At 66.7% G+C, this 14,889-nt stretch carries 13 protein-coding genes and 1 pseudogene; 9 read left to right on the top strand and 5 right to left on the bottom strand.

What is annotated here, in order from left to right:
* Positions 1 to 87: 87 nt before the first annotated feature.
* From argJ to AKI39_RS21880, 4 genes are all read right to left on the bottom strand, one after another.
* On the bottom strand, positions 88 to 1,314 hold the full coding sequence (gene argJ / locus AKI39_RS21895) for a bifunctional glutamate N-acetyltransferase/amino-acid acetyltransferase ArgJ (RefSeq protein WP_066640918.1): 1,227 nt from the start codon (positions 1,312 to 1,314) through the stop codon (positions 88 to 90).
* A gap of 131 nt (positions 1,315 to 1,445) precedes the next feature.
* Complete coding sequence (locus AKI39_RS21890; protein ID WP_066640916.1) at positions 1,446 to 2,489, bottom strand: hypothetical protein; 1,044 nt, start codon at positions 2,487 to 2,489, stop codon at positions 1,446 to 1,448.
* Between the two features lie 27 nt (positions 2,490 to 2,516).
* Positions 2,517 to 3,005 (bottom strand): MarR family winged helix-turn-helix transcriptional regulator, encoded by a 489-nt coding sequence (locus AKI39_RS21885; RefSeq protein ID WP_066640915.1) that lies wholly within the window; start codon positions 3,003 to 3,005, stop codon positions 2,517 to 2,519.
* Positions 3,002 to 3,967: an alpha/beta hydrolase gene (locus AKI39_RS21880; RefSeq protein WP_083228987.1), complete on the bottom strand. Its 966-nt coding sequence runs from the start codon at positions 3,965 to 3,967 to the stop codon at positions 3,002 to 3,004. Before AKI39_RS21880 ends, AKI39_RS21885 begins: the two co-directional genes overlap by 4 nt.
* Before the next feature lie 160 nt (positions 3,968 to 4,127).
* Between AKI39_RS21880 and AKI39_RS21875 the strand changes: the two genes are divergently transcribed.
* The 9 genes and pseudogenes from AKI39_RS21875 to siaD all read left to right on the top strand — a co-directional run bounded on the left by AKI39_RS21875 (position 4,128) and on the right by siaD (position 12,972).
* Positions 4,128 to 5,291, top strand: coding sequence for an ABC transporter substrate-binding protein (locus AKI39_RS21875; RefSeq protein WP_066640914.1), 1,164 nt, complete (start codon positions 4,128 to 4,130; stop codon positions 5,289 to 5,291).
* A gap of 7 nt (positions 5,292 to 5,298) precedes the next feature.
* The gene (locus AKI39_RS21870) at positions 5,299 to 6,219 is read left to right on the top strand and encodes a branched-chain amino acid ABC transporter permease (RefSeq protein ID WP_066640913.1); all 921 of its coding nucleotides are present in this window, start codon (positions 5,299 to 5,301) and stop codon (positions 6,217 to 6,219) included.
* Positions 6,220 to 6,221: 2 nt separating this feature from the next.
* A pseudogene (locus AKI39_RS25840) lies at positions 6,222 to 7,187 on the top strand (branched-chain amino acid ABC transporter permease); the annotation flags it as partial.
* A gap of 114 nt (positions 7,188 to 7,301) precedes the next feature.
* Entirely contained in the window at positions 7,302 to 8,132 is an 831-nt protein-coding gene (locus AKI39_RS25835) for an ABC transporter ATP-binding protein (RefSeq protein ID WP_443103670.1), read from the top strand.
* Positions 8,133 to 8,236: 104 nt separating this feature from the next.
* Positions 8,237 to 8,941 carry an ABC transporter ATP-binding protein gene (locus AKI39_RS21860; protein WP_066643582.1) on the top strand — a complete coding sequence of 235 codons (705 nt, stop codon included), beginning with the start codon at positions 8,237 to 8,239 and terminating at the stop codon, positions 8,939 to 8,941.
* A gap of 279 nt (positions 8,942 to 9,220) precedes the next feature.
* The gene (siaA, locus tag AKI39_RS21855; RefSeq protein ID WP_066640908.1) at positions 9,221 to 11,209 is read left to right on the top strand and encodes a biofilm regulation protein phosphatase SiaA; all 1,989 of its coding nucleotides are present in this window, start codon (positions 9,221 to 9,223) and stop codon (positions 11,207 to 11,209) included.
* An 18-nt stretch (positions 11,210 to 11,227) separates the two neighbouring features.
* Complete coding sequence (siaB, locus tag AKI39_RS21850; protein WP_066640906.1) at positions 11,228 to 11,770, top strand: biofilm regulation protein kinase SiaB; 543 nt, start codon at positions 11,228 to 11,230, stop codon at positions 11,768 to 11,770.
* 27 nt (positions 11,771 to 11,797) lie between these two features.
* Positions 11,798 to 12,172, top strand: coding sequence for a biofilm regulation phosphoprotein SiaC (siaC, locus tag AKI39_RS21845; protein ID WP_066640904.1), 375 nt, complete (start codon positions 11,798 to 11,800; stop codon positions 12,170 to 12,172).
* Entirely contained in the window at positions 12,172 to 12,972 is an 801-nt protein-coding gene (gene siaD, locus AKI39_RS21840; protein WP_066640902.1) for a biofilm regulation diguanylate cyclase SiaD, read from the top strand. The genes siaC and siaD overlap by 1 nt, the downstream gene beginning before the upstream one ends.
* 276 nt (positions 12,973 to 13,248) lie before the next feature.
* On the opposite strand, the gene AKI39_RS21835 is transcribed toward siaD, so the two are convergent.
* Positions 13,249 to 14,499 carry an IS256 family transposase gene (locus AKI39_RS21835; RefSeq protein ID WP_066631610.1) on the bottom strand — a complete coding sequence of 417 codons (1,251 nt, stop codon included), beginning with the start codon at positions 14,497 to 14,499 and terminating at the stop codon, positions 13,249 to 13,251.
* Between the last annotated feature and the right edge of the window lie 390 nt (positions 14,500 to 14,889).

Here is a 14,889-nt window from a genome sequence, read left to right as displayed (position 1 = left end):
TAAGGGTTCCACGCGTTCAGAAGCGGTAGGCGGCATCGGCGCCGGCTGTACAGGGCGGTCGCCCGCGTCGATGCCAGGATTGCCTATTCAGGAACGATAGTCGGCGTTGATGCTGACGTATTCGTGCGAGAAGTCGCAGGTGTAGACGGTGTCGGCAACCTGGCCGCGGCCCAGCGCGATGCGCACCAGGATCTCTGCCTGCTTCATGACGCGCTGGCCGTCTTCTTCGCGGTAGTCGGGATTGCGTCCGCCCTGCGTCGCCACCAGCACGTCGTCCAGCCACAGGCGCAGGCGCCCGACGTCCAGGTCGTCGATGCCGGCGTAACCGACGGCGGCCAGGATGCGGCCCAGGTTGGGGTCCGATGCAAAGAAGGCGGTCTTGACCAGCGGGGAATGGGCGACGGCGTAGGCCACCTTCAGCGCTTCGTCGGTGCTGCCGGCTTCTTCGACCCGGATGGTGATGAACTTGGTGGCGCCTTCGGCGTCGCGCACGATCTTCTGCGCCAGTTCCGCCGCCGCGTCGCCCAGCGCGCGCGCCAGTTCGGCGTAGTGCGGGTCGCTCTCGCTTTCCACGCGTAGGCCCGATTTGCCGGTGGCGATGATGATGAAGGAATCATTGGTGGACGTGTCGCCGTCAACCGTGATGCGGTTGAAGGACAGGTCGGCGATCCGCCGCGTCAGCTTCTCCAGCAGCGGCCGGGCGATGCCGGCGTCCGTGGCCAGGAAGCCCAGCATGGTTGCCATATTGGGCCGGATCATCCCCGCGCCCTTGCTGATGCCGGTGATGGTGACGGCGTGGCCGCCGATGCTCGTGCGCGTCGACGAAATCTTGGGCAAGGTGTCCGTGGTCATGATGCCGTGCGCGGCATTCATCCAGTTGTCCGGCGCCAGGGACGCGATCGCGCGCGGCAAGCCGGCCACCAGGCGATCCACCGGCAGCGGCTCCAGGATCACGCCGGTGGAAAACGGCAGGATCTGCGTGGGCTTGACGTTCAGCAGGCCGGCCAGCGCCGTGCAGGTGGCCTCGGTCCTGGCCAGCCCGTCCGCGCCCGTGCCCGCATTGGCGTTGCCGGTGTTGATCACCAGCGCCGCGATGGCATCGCCGCCGGCCAGATGGCTTTCGCATACCTGAACGGGCGCGGCGCGGAAGCGGTTGCGTGTGAACACGCCGGCTACGGTAGCGCCGTCGGCCAGACGGAACACGGTCAGATCCTTGCGCCCAGCCTTGCGGATGCCGGCTTCGGCGACGCCGATGTCGACGCCGGCTACGGGAAAGATTTCGGATTCGGAAGGGATCTTCAGGTTGACGGCCATGGACGGAGTCTCTGTGGCGGCCCGGTGCGACGGACCGGCGTGGGCAAATCGCCGTCCCGGCAGGGGCGGCGGCAAAGACGCCTATTATCCCAGTGTTTTATGCCAGGGACCGTGAAACCCGTGAACGGCGCCTACGGCGTCGTGCCGATGGACGCGACGTCCAGCACGCCGGCGGCGCGGTTGCTCATGACACCGCGCACGGCGCCGTCGGGCGCCTGCAGTACCGATTGCCCGGACGGCACGTCGTCGCCGTCATTGCGCCCGGCGGAGCGGCCGCGCGAAGGGCTGAAGACCAGGTCGCCCGGCCGGGCGCCGGCCACCGTGGCGCTGGCCGTGGCCACCCGCGTGCCGGCCGGGTAGGTCATGGGCCCAAGCGTATATTCCGTGCCCAGGCTGCCCTCGAACCACACCAGCTTGCGGCCGCGGTCCAACCGCAGGTCCGCCTTCAGTAGCGGCATGCCGGCGACCATGGACGGCTCGCTGCCGTCGGTACGCAACAGCCAGCCGTCCACGTGCTGGAAATCGGTGGCCGGCCGCGGGCCATGGCGCAGCGCCACCCAGGTGCCGGCGGGCAGGAGCTGGCCATTCATCTTGTTGCCCGCCGCCAGATGGCAGCTGCTGAAACGCAGCGCGCCGTCGCCGTCGGCCTTGAATTCCACCTTGTGGCCGCGCGTGCAGCGCCAGCCTTCAGCCGTTTCGTCTTCCGGCAGGGTGGCCGACGCCCCGGTGGCGCGGAATTCCCGCAAGCCGGACTGCGCGAGATAACGTTCCAGGCTGGCGACCGGGATGCCGCCGACCGGTACGGGGTGGGGAAAGCGTGCCGCCTCGAAGGTATCCGGGCGGCCGGGCAGCCGTACCATCAGCCGCGTGCCGGCCGGCATATCAATGCCGGTCAGCGTGCGGGGGCCGTCCAGGACGACGGTATGGGCGGCTTGGTCCGCGGCGGCCTGGCGGCTATCCACCCAGCGCAGCGCCAGGCGGGCGGGATAGATGCCGCCGATCACGGCCAGGGCCAGCATGGCGGCGGCATTGCTGCGGGGGCGCGCGCGCAACCGGGTCCTGGCCAGCCGGTTGGTGCAGAGCACGGCAATCCAGGTCAGCAGCGTGGCGAGGCAAACCAGCGAAACGGCCAGCATGGGATAGAAGTTGCCGCCGGGCAGCGCGACCGGGATCATCGGGGTTCTGACGGATCGTTGAGGAAATCAGCGCGCCTGGGCGCGGCTGGCCACGACCTGCAGTTTAAGCTCTCCCAGGGTTTGAAACAGCGCATTGCGGCTGCTTTCCGGCAAACCGGACAATAATTCCTTCACCCAGGCCTCGTGCGCACGGGCCATCCGGGCGAAGGTCTTGCGCCCCTGCGTCGTCAGCTTGATGAGCGAGCTGCGCCGGTCCGAGGCTACCTTGGTGCGCATGACCAGGCCCTCTTTTTCCAGCTGATCGGTGATCCCGGTGATATTGCCGTTGGTCACCATCATGTGGCGGGACAATTCGCCCATCTTCATGCCCTTGGGCGCCCGCTGCAGCTGTGCCATCAAATCGAAGCGCGGCAGCGTCGTATCGAACTCCGATCGCAGCCGTCCGCGGATCTCGGTTTCCACCAGGTTGGCGCAGGTCAGCAGGCGCAGCCACAGCCGCAGCGCGTGATGGTCGTCCGGCGCGGCGCGCGATTCCAGGTCCGGCGATGGGTTCATGGTTGGCCCGCGCCGTCGCGCGCGTCCAGCATCCGGGCAGCGCCGCCAGGGGCGCTGCCATCATGGCTTTCATGGCCGTCGCTCGCGCCGCGGCCCACCGGCAAGCCCATCTGCGTGAAGATGGCGCGAGTGATGGGCGCGTCCGGATCGTTCAGCCGCAGCACGATATCGAAATGATTGCTGCCCGGCATGGCCACATAGCGGGCATCGCCGCCGCGGGCGCGCAGCGCGTCCACGTAGTCGCGCGTCTGCCGCTTGAATTCATCGGTTTCGCTTTCGCCATGGCTGGCGACGACGGGCGGTGGCGTGGCCGGCAGGTGCAGCATCGGGCTGTTGCGCGCGGCGGATTCCGGTGTCAGGCGCATCCATTCGTTGATGTGCGTGTGCACCAGCGGCGTCAGGTCGAACAGGCCGGACAGGGGCGCGGCGCCGCGCACGATATCGGCCGGTACGCCATAGCGTGCCTGCCAGTCGTCGGTCAGCAGCATGCCTGCCAGGTGGCCGCCGGCGGAACTGCCGCCGACGTGCAGCCGCGCGGGATCGCCGCCATGCGCGGCGATGTTCCGGTGCAGCCAAACCATGGCGCGGCGTATCTGGTCGACGATGCGGTCCAGCGTGACCGCTGGTGCCAGCGAATAGTTCAGGGCCACCACCATGGCGCCGGCGCGCGTGAAGGCGGGCGCCATGCTGCTGGAATCGTCCTTGGACAGTAGCCGCCAATAGCCGCCGTGCACGAACACGAACACCGGCGCGGGGCCGCCGCCAGCCGCCGGGAAAATATCCAGCGTTTCGTCGGCGTGTTCGCCATAGGCCACGTCCAGCACGCAGGGCAGCGTCTCGCGCGCGTGCCGGCTTTGGTCGGCATACTCGCGCATGACGGCGCTGAAATCGGGTACCGTTGCGCGTGCGTTGTATTGGATATCCAGCGCGGCGCGATCGTAGTCGCGATAGAGAGCGGGCATGGGAGTATTGGTAAAAACCCTAGACTTGTTCCGCGCATTACTTTAAACCTAAACTATGTTGGACGCCAGCGCGCAGGGGGATCAAAGCGCGGGCCGTCCATGGAATCGCATCACACACATTTCAAGAACCGGCCGGCGCGGCTCGCGCCAGGAGCATCGCATGCGTTTCATCCCGTCTCTCATCGCGGCCGCCGCGTTGCTGCCCGGCATCGCCGCGGCGGACCCCATCAAGGTCGGCATCGCCAACGATATTTCCGGCCCGTTCTCGGCCTTGGGCGCCGAAGCCCGCGATGGGTTCAACCTTGCCATCAAGCAGCTGGGCAGCAAGCTCGGCGGCCAGCCCGCCGAATTCCTGCAGACGGACATGGGCGGCAATCCGGACCAGGCGCGGCAACTCGTCACGCGCTACATCCGGAGCGACAAAATCGATTTCTTCACCGGCCCGATCGGCTCGAACGTAGCCCTGGCCGTGGGCCCCGCGCTGTTCGCGGCCAAGGTGCCGTATCTGTCCAACAATCCCGGGCCCAGCCAGTACGCGGGCGAACAATGCAACGCCTACTGGTTCAGCACCGCCTACCAGAACGACGCCTTCCATGAAGTGGCGGGCAAGATGGCGGCCGATCGCGGCTACAAGAAAATGTTGATCATCGCGCCGGATTATCCGGCCGGTCGCGATGCGCTGACCGGGTTCAAGCGCGGCTACAAGTCTCCCGTTCCGGACGAGCTCTACACCAAGCTGGGCCAGCTGGACTATGCCGCGGAACTGGCGCAGATACGCGCTGCCAAGCCGGATGCGGTGTACATCTTCCTGCCCGGCGGCATGGGCATCAATTTCGTCAAGCAGTTCGTGGGCGCCGGCCTGAAGAACGGCATCGCGCTGGTGGGGCCGGGCTTTTCCGCCGACGAGGACGTGATCCAGGCGGTGGGCGCCGACATGGTCGGCATGTACAACACCGCGCAGTGGGCGCACGACCTGGACGTGCCGGCCAACAAGGATTTCGTTGCCGCCTTTCGCAAGGAATACAACGGACGCTATCCGTCGCTGTACGCGGCGCAGGCCTATGACGTGATCATGGCCATGGATGCGGCCGTCAGGCAAAGCGGCGGCAAGGCCAGCGACCGCCAGGCTATCGTGGGCGCCCTTGCCAAGGCCGACTTCCCGTCGGTGCGCGGCAAGTTCACCTACGGCGGCAATCACTATCCCGTCCAGGCGTACTACGTGCGCGTGGTGGACAAGGACGGCAGCGGCCGCGTCACCAACAAGCTGGTGGGCAAGGCGGTCGATCACTACCAGGACGTCTACGCCGGCCAGTGCAAGCTCTGACGGCGCCATGGGATACACGCTTGTCCTGGAGCAACTGCTCAACGGACTGCAATTCGGCCTGATGCTGTTCCTGATCGCCGCGGGCCTGACGCTGGTCTTCGGCATCATGGATATCCTGAACCTGGCGCACGGCTCGCTGTACATGGCCGGCGCCTATGTGGCGGCGGAAACCATGCAGCGCACCGGCTCCTTCGTGGCGGCGGTCTGCGTGGCGGCGCTGGCCACCGGCGTCGTCGGCGCGGTGCTGGAGTGGGTGCTGATCCGCCGGCTGGCGGTGCGCGATCATCTGGCCCAGGTGCTGGGCACTTATGCCGTCATCCTGATCGCCGGCGACCTGGCCAAGATGATCTGGGGCCCTGCGCCCGTCATGCTGGCCACGCCGCCGGCGCTGAGCGGGCCGGTGCGCCTGCTGCCCGACCTGATGTATTCCTCGTATCGCCTCATGATCATTGCCGTCGGCCTGCTGGTGGCCCTGGGCCTCTATGCCTTCGTGACCCGCACCCGCGCCGGCGTGCTGGTGCGCGCCGGCGCGTCGAACCGGCAGATGGCCACGTTGATGGGCGTGCGCGTGCCGCTGCTGTTCCTGGGCGTCTTCTGCCTGGGTGCCATGCTGGCCGCGGTCGCCGGCGCGTTGCTGGGCCCGCTGACCGCCGTACAGGTGGGCATGGGCGAAGACATCCTGATTCTGGTCTTGGTGTGCATCGTCATCGGCGGCATCGGCTCCATACGCGGCGCCTTCGTCGGCGCGCTGCTGGTGGGCATGGTGGACACCGCCGGACGCGCCTTCCTGCCACTCTTGCTGCGGCAGGTCTTCGCGCCGTCCGTGGCCGGCAGCGTGGGCCCGACGCTGGCGGCGCTGTCGATCTACATCCTGATGGCGGCGGTGCTGGTGTTCCGTCCCGCCGGCCTGTTTCCGGCGCGCGGCTGATCATGCGGCGTACCGCGATGTGGACCTTGGCGGGCGTGGCCTTACTGGCGCTGTTCCCGCTGGTCGCGCCACTGGTCGGCCTGGATTTCTATATCTCCTTCGTGCGCCGCGTGTTGATCTTCGCGCTGGCGGCCGCCGGCTTGAACCTGGTCCTGGGCTACGGCGGCATGGTCGCCCTGGGGCATGCGGCCTTTCTTGGTGCCGGCGCCTATGTGGCGGCCATGCTGGGCGTGGCGGGCGTGCGCTCGGCCTTCGTGGTCTGGCCCGCCGCCGCCGTCCTGGCCGCGCTGCTGGCGTGGGTGACCGGCGCGATATCGCTGCGCACGCGTGGCGTGTACTTCATCATGATCACCCTGGCCTTTGCGCAGATGCTGTATTACGTGTTCATCTCGCTGCGCCAGTATGGCGGCGATGATGGCCTGAACCTGCCCGGGCCGGCGGTGCTGCCGGGCGTGGACCTGGGCGCCGATGTGCCGTTCTACTACGTGGTCCTGGCGCTGTTCGTGCTGTTGTCGGCGGCGCTGAACCGCTTGACGGACTCCCGCTTCGGAGCGGCGCTGCAGGGCGTGCGCGAGAACGAATCGCGGATGGTGGCGCTGGGCTATCCCGTCTATCGCATCAAGCTCACGGCCTTCGTCATCGGGGCCGCGGTCGCCGGCCTGGCGGGGGCGTTGCTGGCCAATCACAACCTGTTCGTGTCGCCCAACCTGATGCACTGGACGCAGTCCGCCAACCTCCTGATCATGGTGCTGGTGGGCGGCATGGGGCTGCGCTACGGCGGGCTGGCCGGCGCGGCGCTCATGCTGACGCTGGAAGAAGTACTGCGCATGTGGACGGAGTACTGGCATCTGCCGCTGGGGCTGGTGCTGCTGGCCGTGGTCTTCTTCGCCCCGCGCGGGCTGGCCGGCCTGGCGGCGCCCTGGTTCGCCGGACGGCAGGCGGCCGCAGGGGACACTGCCCTTGCCGGGGATGCCGGTGGGCGTACATCCGAAGGGCCGGCCGCCCTTGGCGTGCAGGCAGGCGCGCTGCGGCGGGATGGCTTTGCCACCGCGTCCGCGCCGGCGCCCGAACACGGCACCGTCCTGCCCGGAACAGGTACCGCGCAGCCGCGGCACGTCGCTGGGGGACGTCCGTCAAGCGATGCGCCGGCGCTGCAAGCACGGGCGCTGGTGAAGCGTTTCGGCGCGCTGGTCGCGACCGACAAGCTGTCGCTGGATTTGATGCCGGGCGAGATCCACGCCGTCATCGGCCCGAATGGCGCGGGCAAGTCCACCCTGATTCATTTACTGGCCGGCACGCTGCCCGCGGACGCCGGCCAGCTGCGGCTCAACGGCACGGACATCACGCGGCTGGCCGCGCATCGGCGCGTGGCGGCCGGCCTGTCGCGGTCCTACCAGATCACCAACGTCTTCAAGCGCTTCACCGTGCGGGACAACCTGCTGCTCGCCGTACAGGCGCATGACGGCGGCGGCCTGGGCTACTGGCGCCCGCGCGCCGCGCAACGCGGCCTGTACGACGCGGCGCACGCCCTCGCGCAAGAGTGCGGCCTGGAAGCCGAACAACTGGCCCGCCGTGCGGACACCTTGCCGCACGGCGAGCAGCGCAAGCTGGAATTCGCGCTGGCGCTGGCGGCGCGGCCCAGCGTGCTGCTGCTGGACGAACCCATGGCCGGCATGGGGCCCGACGAGACCGCGCGCCTGGCCGACCTGATCGAATCGATGCGCGGCCGCGCCGCGATGCTGCTGGTCGAACACGATATGGAAGCCGTATTCCGCCTGGCGGATCGCATTTCGGTGCTGGTCTACGGCCGCATCATCGCCACCGGCACGCCCGAGCAGATCCGCAACGACGCGGCGGTGCGCCAGGCCTACCTGGGAGACGAGATGGACACGCGCCCGCTCGTGACGACATGAACAGCGGCGTCGACGGCGGCATGGGCCACGCGCGCGCCCGGGCGCACGGCACGGCTACCGATGGCCCGGGCACCGGCGCCCAAGGCGGCGTGGCGAGCCACGCGATGCTGGAGCTGCAAGGCGTGCAAAGCGGCTACGGCGCCAGCCAGGTGCTGTTCGGCGTGGATCTGTCCATCGGCAGCGGCGAGGTGCTCACGCTGCTGGGCCGCAACGGCATGGGCAAGACGACCTTGCTGCGCACGCTGTACGGGCAATTGCCGCTGAAGGCGGGGCGCATCCGCTTCGACGGCCGGGAGATCGGCGGCTGGGCCACCGATCGCATCGCCCGCGCCGGCATCGCCATCGTGCCGGAAGGGCGCCAGTGTTTCCCCAATCTGACGGTGCGCGAGCACCTGACCGCTTTCGCCACGGTGCGAGGCCGGGAGCTCCCGCATCCCTGGACGCCGGAGCGCGTCTGCGCGCTGTTCCCGCGCCTGGCCGAGCGCGCCAGCCACATGGGCAACCAGCTGTCCGGCGGCGAACAGCAGATGCTGGCGATCGGCCGTGCGCTGGTAACCAACCCGCGCCTGCTCATCCTGGACGAGGCGACCGAGGGCCTGGCGCCCAAGGTGCGCGAGGAAATCTGGGCTTGCCTGGCGCGACTGCGCGCGGCCGGCCAGACCATCCTGGTGATCGACAAATACGTCGAGCGGCTGCTGGCGCTGGCCGACCGCCACGTCATCCTGGAGCGCGGCCGCATCGTGTGGGCGGGCGATTCCCGTGAGCTCGATGCGGATCGCGGCCTGTGGACGCGCTACCTGGGCGTCTGAGCCACATGCCGTCCTAAGGCACGCCAGATACGCAGGTGGAGCAAACCAAGGAAATAAATTCGCACAGCCGCGCATTGTTGCGCCGCACTCCCGGGCACGAGGGTTCTAAGCCGCTTGAAGCAGCCATTTTTGCCCCGTTTTCAGGGGTAATCGCCGGGATTCGCGCCTCTACACTTACAGTCGACCGTACGTGGCCCAGCGGGCGGCCACGGCGCCGGTCGGACACCAGAGCCGTCTTTATGGCTTGGGCACTTGCGGCCTGGTGGAGGAAAGGAATTCATGGCGAAGTTAGGTCTGCGGGCGAAATCGCTGCTCGCGCTCGTGCTGGCATGCCTGCTGGCGCTTATCCCCACCGCATTGCTCGGCTGGCATGCCATGGAACAGGTGCGGGAACACTTCGGCCGCGCCTATGCCGACAACTTCGCCTTGCTCAGCCGCCAACGCATCCTGGCCCCGATTACGCGCGAACTGGCGCTGTCGCAGCGGCTGGTCGAGTCGCAGCTGGCGCTGGAGTGGATGCGCGACGAAGACAACGCCGCCAAGCGCGAGCGCTTCTTCAAGGAAGCCGAAGGCTATCGCACCGCCTTCCGCTCGCATGCCTACTTCCTGATCAACGCGGCCAGCGGCAAGTACTACTTCAACGAAGCCGACAAGCCGTTTTCCGAGGCGCCGCGCTACCAGCTGCATGCCGGCGACCCGGAAGACCGCTGGTTCTACGACAGCCTGCGGTCCACCACGGAATACAACATCAACGTCAATCCGGACGGCAAGCTCAAGGTCACGCGCGTCTGGTTCAACGTCATCGTGCGGGACCAGGGCAAGCCCTTGGCGATCGGCGGCGCCAGCCTGGACCTGAGCGACTTCCTGCACGAATTCGTCGGCAGCGGCGAACCGGGCGTCACGCCCATCATCATCGACGAACAGGGCAGCATCCAGGCCCATCCCGATCCCGCGCTGATCGATTACAACTCCGGCGCCGCCGGGGTCGGCGCGCCCGGCAGGATCTTCAGCCTGATCCAGGACGAGGCAGGCCGCGCGGCGCTGCAACAGGCGCTGCGCGACGCGCCGAAAACCCCCGATATCGCGCAGGCGATCTGGGCGCGCCTGGATGGCAAGCGCCAGCTGGTTTCCGTCTCGTACGTGCCGGAGCTGCATTGGTACGTGCTGGCCGCCGTGGACCTGCACGCCGCGCGCATCGTCGATACCGCGGGCCTGTGGCCCACCGCCGCGGCGCTGCTGCTGTTGATCGGCGGGCTGCTGGCGGCCTTCGGCTACGCGGTCAACCGCCTGGTCCTGCGGCCCATACGCAAGCTGCAGCAATCGGCGCGCGCCATCGCCGACGGCCGCTACGACGTGCGGCTGCCCAAGGGCGGCGCGGACGAGATAGGCGACCTGAGCCGCGCCTTCGGCGTGATGGCGGAGAAAGTCCGCACCCATACCCAGGAACTGGAAACCAAGGTGCGCGAGCGTACCCGCGCGCTGGAAGCCGCCAACCTGGCCATGGCCAGCGCGAACAAGAAGATCGGCGATTCCATCGACTACGCGAGCCTGATCCAGCAGGCCATCCTGCCGCGGCGCCAGATGGCGCAGTCCCTGGGGGCGCGCCATTTTGTCATGTGGAAGCCGCGCGACGTCGTGGGCGGCGATTTCTACGTCTTTCGCGCCGACGGCGACAACTGCCTGCTGGGCGTGATGGACTGCGCCGGCCACGGCGTGCCGGGCGCCCTGATGACCATGCTGGTGCGCGCCGCCGTCGACGTAGCCGTCGCCGAGGCGGGGCCGTCCGATCCGGCCGGCATCCTGACGCGCACCGACGCCGCCATCCGGGCGATGCTGGCCGATATGCAGGTACCGCACGCCCTGGCCACCAATACCGACGCCGGCCTGGTCTACATCGACCGCGCCGCCGGCAGGCTGCTGTTCGCGGGCGCCAAGATTGCGCTGTACGAGACCGACGGCGCCCAGTGCCGCGAACACCGCGGCGCGCGGCGTGCGCTGGGCGACAAGCGCCACGGCGAGTACGCCAACACGGCCATGCCCTTGAGCGCGGGTATGACGTTCTACCTGAGTACCGACGGTTTTCTCGACCAGGCCGGCGGCGAGCACGGCTTCGGCTTCGGCACCACGCGCTTCACCCGCACGCTGATAGAGATGGCGCGCCTGCCGCTGGGTGCGCAGGCCGAAGCGCTGGAGCGCGTCCTGGAGGAATACCGGGGCGACTTGCCGCAGCGCGACGACATCACCATACTTTCCTTTCGCTTCGAATAACTCCCCAGACGGACACCCATGAAAGCATCGGACCTTTACGCGCTGCGAGAGCGATTCAACCAGGACCGCACACTGCTTTGTTTTAACGGGCCGATCTCCCGCAGCCTGATCGAGGAAATCGGCAACGCCCTGAAGAATTACCTGGAAACGCAGGAAGCACGTCCCGCCGAGGCCATGGACGTGTTCTCGGCCTATATCGAGATGACGCAGAACATCCGACAGTACGCGATGCAGCAGGGCTACGGGGATGGCGACGCCGCCGCCACCGTGGTGATCGCCCGCAATGAAGAAGGCCGCTACACCGTAAGCGCGGGCAACCGCGTCGAAGTGGCCGATGGCGAGCGCCTGGTCGAACGCGTGCGCGAACTGGCCGCCATGGACAAGGCCGGACTGAAGGCGGCCTACAAGACGCAGCTGCGCCAGCCCCGCGACCCGGCCGCCACCACCGGCGCCGGGCTGGGCCTGATAGACCTGGCGCGGCGCGCCAGCGCCGGCCTGGAGGCCTCGTTCAGCCCGCACGGCGACGGCCGTGGCTTTTTCAGCCTGAGCGTCGTCATCTGATCGTATTGCCCTCGAGCAACCACCAATATGAAAGAACTCAATATCCCCGCTTCCCAGTCGACGCCGTCCATCGTGACCGACAGCGCGAAGGGAAGCCTGCACCTGAGCGGCGACTCCTATCCCGAGAACTCGTTCGAGCTGTTCGGGCCGGTCATCCAGTGGGTGGACGACTACCTGGCTTCCACCAAGCAGGCGCTGGCCGTCACGCTCGAACTCCAGTATCTGAACACCAGCAGCGTGAAGGCCGTCATGGATATCTTCGATCTGCTGGAAGCAGCGCACGGGGATGGCCACGACGTGGCAGTCACCTGGTATTACGACAGTCGGAATGAACGGGTCGGCGAACTGGCCGAGGAGTTCAAGGAAGACTGCACCTTTCCCTTTACCGTCGTCGGCCGCTAATGAAGAAGCGCTACCAGAATCTCGAAACGCGTATCCAGTCCATGCTGGATGAGCCCGGCTATGCGGGTCATCCGCTGCGCGGCGTGCTCGAGGAACTCTGGCAGCACACGAACGAACAGCTGGAACGCATCGAGCGGATCTCGTACCTCTCCGACGCCTTCCAGATGATGGCGCGGCAGCGTGAGCTGGGGCTGGTGGCGCGCTATGACCGCGAATTGAAGCGCCTGGCCAAGCTGGTGCGCATCTCCGACGGCTACCAGGAAATGATGCGCGACATGAATGCCGCGCTCAAGGAATCGTCGATCCGCGATCCCTTGACCAATCTGTTGAACCGCCGTGCGCTGATGGAGCGCATGAAGGAACTGTCCCTGGCCGCGGACGCCGATCAACCGGCCTTCGTCGTCGCGATGCTGGACGTGGACCATTTCAAGCGCATCAACGATCGCTATGGGCATGACGCCGGCGACCGCGCGCTGACCCGCCTGGCGGACATCATGCGCTGCTCTGTACGTGAAAGCGACGACGTCGCCCGCTGGGGCGGCGAGGAATTCCTGGTGCTGTTGCCGAACATCAGCCTGGAAGAGGGCGAAGCCGTCATCGACCGGATCCTGGCGGGAGTGCGGGGCAACGCGATCGAGGTCCAAGGCGAACAACTGCTGTTGACGGTCAGCGTGGGGATGGCTTTGCATCGCACCGGTGAAAGCGTTTCCACTACCTTGAGCCGGGCGGATCGTGCCTTGTACCTGGCGAAACAAGCAGGCCGCGATCGTGTCGCGCTGGAGCGTCGGCCGGCGGTTTGAGGTTTGGGTCACCGGTGGGTGGGTTGTCGGCGGTGGTCGGGTGGTGCTGTCGGTGGTTGCGCGGTGCTGTCGGTGGGTAATCTGCTAATCCCGTCCATCGGGGGTGGTGCCTGTCGGGGCCGGCCCGATCGAGCGGTCCGGCGCGCGGGCGCCGGACACCGCTGCGCTCACCTCGTTCGGCGGCCGCTCCTTGTTTGGCTTCTGGGACTGTCAGGATTTTTGTGTTTGAGGCATTTGAACGTCGTCGTGTTTCTGACTCTCCAGGTTCATGCTACTTCAGTGATATGGGTCGGTGAAGCGTTCTGCATAGATGATGGCAAACTGGTTCATGGCCAACCTCCAGTCGTGCGTGGCGCAGCCCCAGGTGCCCGTGATATTGCGCAGGACTAACCACAATAACTTGGTTGCGGCGTCGTCACTGGGGAAGTGTCCACGGGTCTTTACCGATCGGCGCAATTGCGCATTCAAGCTCTCGATGGCATTGGTGGTGTAGATGATCTTTCGGATCGCCGGGGGAAACGTAAAGAACGGGATCACGCGGTCCCAGGCGCGATGCCAGGTCTGGGCGATGGTCGGATATCTTTGGCCCCAACTGCCTTGCTCGAACACTGCCAGCGCCGCTTGCGCAGCCTCCACGGTCGGTGCGGTGTAGATCGGCCTGAGAGCCGCAGCCACTATCCGGCGCTCCTTCCAGCTCGCATATTCGACGCTACTGCGCATCAGATGCACGATGCACGTTTGCAGTGTGGTGCTTGGAAATACCGCGTTCAGCGCCTGCTCCATTCCCTTTAAGCCGTCGGTGACCGCGATCAGGATATCCAGCGTGCCCCGAGTCTTGAGTTCGTTGAACACCTTCATCCAGAACTTCGATCCCTCGGTCTGCTCGATCCACAGGCCCAGGATGTCACGAGTGCCGTCCGGCAGGATCGCCAGCGCCAGGTACACCGCCTTGTTGCGTACCACGCCATCTTCGCGGATCTTCACCCGCAACGCGTCGAAGAACACCACCGGATACATGGTCTCCAAAGGGCGGTTCTGCCAGGCGATCACCTCTTCCATAACCGCGTCGGTCACCGAACTGATGAACTCGGGCGAGACTTCCGTGCCGTACTGCTCAAGCAGAAAACCTTGGATCTCGCGCACCGTCATCCCCCGGGCGTACATGGCGATGATCTTGTCATCAAATCCCGTAAATCGACGCTTGTGCTTGGGAATCAGGATCGGCGCAAAACTGCCTTGCCGGTCCCGGGGAATGTCCACGCGTAGCGGCCCATCGTCGGTTATCACCGTCTTGCCACTGGTGCCGTTGCGATGGTTAGTGCTGCCTTCGGGCGGGTCCGTGCCGGCGCCATAGCCCAGGTGCTGGCCCATTTCCGCGCCCAGCGCCCGTTCGATCAGGGCCTTCTTGAACGCCATCGAAAGGTCCTGCACCGACTCCGGCGTCATCGGACCTTTGACGAACTCATCCATCAGATTTGCAGGAATCGATGGCAATTCCCTCGGAGGTGCCTTTTGCTTGGTAGCCATAATGTGCTCCTCTGGAGCAGCTATGTTAGGCCTCAAACACAAAATTTATGACACTCCCTGGCTTCTTCTTGATGGCGTCAGCGGCACGCCTGCCTTCGGTATCCGCTTGCTCGCCCTCAACGGGCCGGCCCCGACAGGCACCACCCCCGACGGACTCCGATGTGCCTTAATCACGCGTCGCTGGCACGGCCGGGTTTCTAGCGCTTCGTGGCCGATGAGGTCGACCGATGGAAGATGGTGCGGTGCCCGGTGCCGCGAGGCCGCCCAGCGCGGCCACGCGTCACCTACGCGGTGGTGCCATGCGGCGCCCCGCAGCGCTCACCGCATGCCAGCGACCGGGGCATGACGCGATGGCGTAGGTCGCTTCATGGCCGCGCTGGGCGGCCATGA

The sequence above is a fragment of the Bordetella sp. H567 genome, from assembly GCF_001704295.1.
Classification (GTDB): domain Bacteria; phylum Pseudomonadota; class Gammaproteobacteria; order Burkholderiales; family Burkholderiaceae_B; genus Bordetella_C.
Note: the sequence above shows the minus strand (reverse complement) of the source record. Positions and strands in the feature narration are given on the sequence as shown.